The organism is Candidatus Zixiibacteriota bacterium (assembly GCA_040753495.1).
Lineage (GTDB): Bacteria > Zixibacteria > MSB-5A5 > GN15 > PGXB01 > DYGG01.
In genome coordinates this window covers 1-2,300 of record JBFMEF010000106.1, presented here as the reverse complement: position 1 = coordinate 2,300, position 2,300 = coordinate 1, and the positions used below count along the sequence as shown (strand labels likewise).

Sequence of the window (2,300 nt, the reverse complement as noted above, 5' to 3'; positions counted from 1 at the left end):
CAGAGGCATGGTTACAGCATCAGAAATCCCGCCGGACCTGTCCGATGCCATTGCGGCCGCCTTTGCCGAACTTAAAAAGCGGAATCCTTCGGCGAGAATTGCCATGCGCTCCAGCGCCATTGGCGAGGACACCCTCTTCAGTTTTGCCGGGCAGTATCAAAGCCTCCTCAATGTTCCGCCGGAAAAAGCGCTCGATGGCTACCGCAGCATCATCGCCAGCAAATTCACGCCGCAGGCAATCTACTATTATCTCAGTCATTCCCTGGCAGAATCACATCTGGCGATGTCGGTCGGTTGCGCGGTGATGATTGACGCCGCCGCCGCCGGAGTCATCTATACCCGTGACCCGATTAATCCTGAGCGGGATACGCTTTTGGTCAGTTCGATTTTCGGGTTGGGAAAGTATCTGGTTGATGGCACTCTGACGCCCGACACCTTTGTCCTGGGGCGCAGTGACGGAAGAATTGTCAGTTCCCATATTTCGACCAAACCGGTCTGTTTGCGGATGTCCCCAGACGGCGGCACCGTTGAAGAGCCGGTACCGGGCGAGCGGCAGAATTTGCCGTCATTGCAGGATACACAATTGAAACGGCTCGCCGAGTACGCGCTTAAAATCGAGAACCATTATCACTCCCCGCAGGATATTGAATGGGCCATCGGAACGAATGGGCAGATATATATACTGCAGAGTCGTCCGCTGCAGATTCTGAAAAGCAAGCCGGCGACCAAACCGGTTGATATCAGTCGCTTCCAAAATCTTGCATCCGGAGGGATGACCGTCTGTCCCGGCGCCGGCAGCGGTCCGATATATAAAGCATTTTCAGTATCCGACCTGGCGGCGGTGCCCAATGGTTCAGTACTGATGGCGGCACACCCTTTTCCCGGACTGATTACCATTATGGAAAAGGTAAACGCCATCGTGACCAGCGTGGGAAGCCTTGCCAGTCATATGGCAACCCTGGCGCGGGAATATCGCGTGCCGACTATAGCCGGAATGCAGAACCTGGAACGATTTAATAATGGCGACATGGTGACTGTCGATGCCACCGAATGCGTCATCTACGCCGACATGCAACAGGAGCTGGTCGACGCCCGCCGACCGGAATTCGATTTCTTTGAAGATATCGGAATCTTCTTGATTCTTCGTCAAATGCTGGACCGCATTGCCCCCTTGAATCTGATAGGACGCGGCGACACCATCTTTAAACCGGAGAACTGCCGCACTCTTCACGACATCACCCGCTTTGCGCATCAAAAGGCGATGGAAGAGATGTTCTCCCGCATTCTGCGCATCGACAATCAGAATTACCTCGGGGTGACTCTCAAAAGCAAAATCCCGTTGAAACTCATGATAATATACATTGACCGTGATATCACCCAAATCGCCCCGAAAGGATTCATTACCGAAGAACAGATTGATTCGGAGCCGATGAAATCGTTCTGGGCGGGAGTCATGAAGGAAGGTTGGCCCTCGGCGCCGCCGCCGGTCGATTTCAAAGGATTTGCCGGCGTCCTCGGCACCACCCTTTCCCGCAGTGAAGAAGCCGGCTTCTCCGAAAACAGCTTTGCCATCCTCAGCCGCAATTATATGCTCCTGAGTCTCCGGATGGGTTTCCATTTCTCGACCATCGAAGCCATGTGCTCCGAAGAGCTCAGCAAAAATTATATCCGGATGCACTTCAAGGACGGCGGCGCTTCGCTGGACCGGCGCATTCGGAGAATTCGCCTGATTACAGAGGTGCTCTCCCGCGCCGGGTTCGAATGCCACAGTCGCGCCGATTTTCTCGATACGGTGGTTTCCTATCTCGACTGCGATATGATCGCCTCGCTGCTCTATCAGCTGGGCCGCGTTACTATTTTGACCAAACAGCTCGATATGGCTCTCTCCAGCGATGAAGTTACCCAATGGTACACTCATGACATCCTGAAAAAACTCGGCATTGAGCCGGCGGCGGATGGGCAATGATGAGCCGTCTGACCCAGAAATTCCGCACTGCCGCCGATGCCCTTCTCAATTACCGGAGCCTGCCGCTGCTCAGTTCCATTCTGTTCATTCTTATCCTCTGCGGGACAATCTATATAATCTATCAGAATGCCGGCATCATGCGCGACCGCATCAATGAAGATTTCAATCAACAGCAATTAATACTGGCGCGCCAGGCAAGCGGACAGGTCAGCGTCATTCTGCACGATATTGAGCTGGAAATCGACGGTCTGGCGCGGAAAATCGCCCGCTTTCCCGACCCGGGTGATATCCAGACTGTCTTCAATGAAGCGGCCAGCCGTATGCGCAATAAGGG

2 protein-coding genes are annotated in these 2,300 nt (G+C 53.9%); both read left to right on the top strand.

The genetic code is table 11. The features are described from left to right. On the top strand, positions 1-1,966 hold a 1,966-nt coding region (locus tag AB1690_06940; GenBank protein ID MEW6015042.1), incomplete at its 5' end, for a PEP/pyruvate-binding domain-containing protein. Next, a partial coding sequence (locus tag AB1690_06935) for a hypothetical protein (protein ID MEW6015041.1) occupies positions 1,963-2,300 on the top strand: 338 nt, incomplete at its 3' end. The genes AB1690_06940 and AB1690_06935, both read left to right, overlap by 4 nt.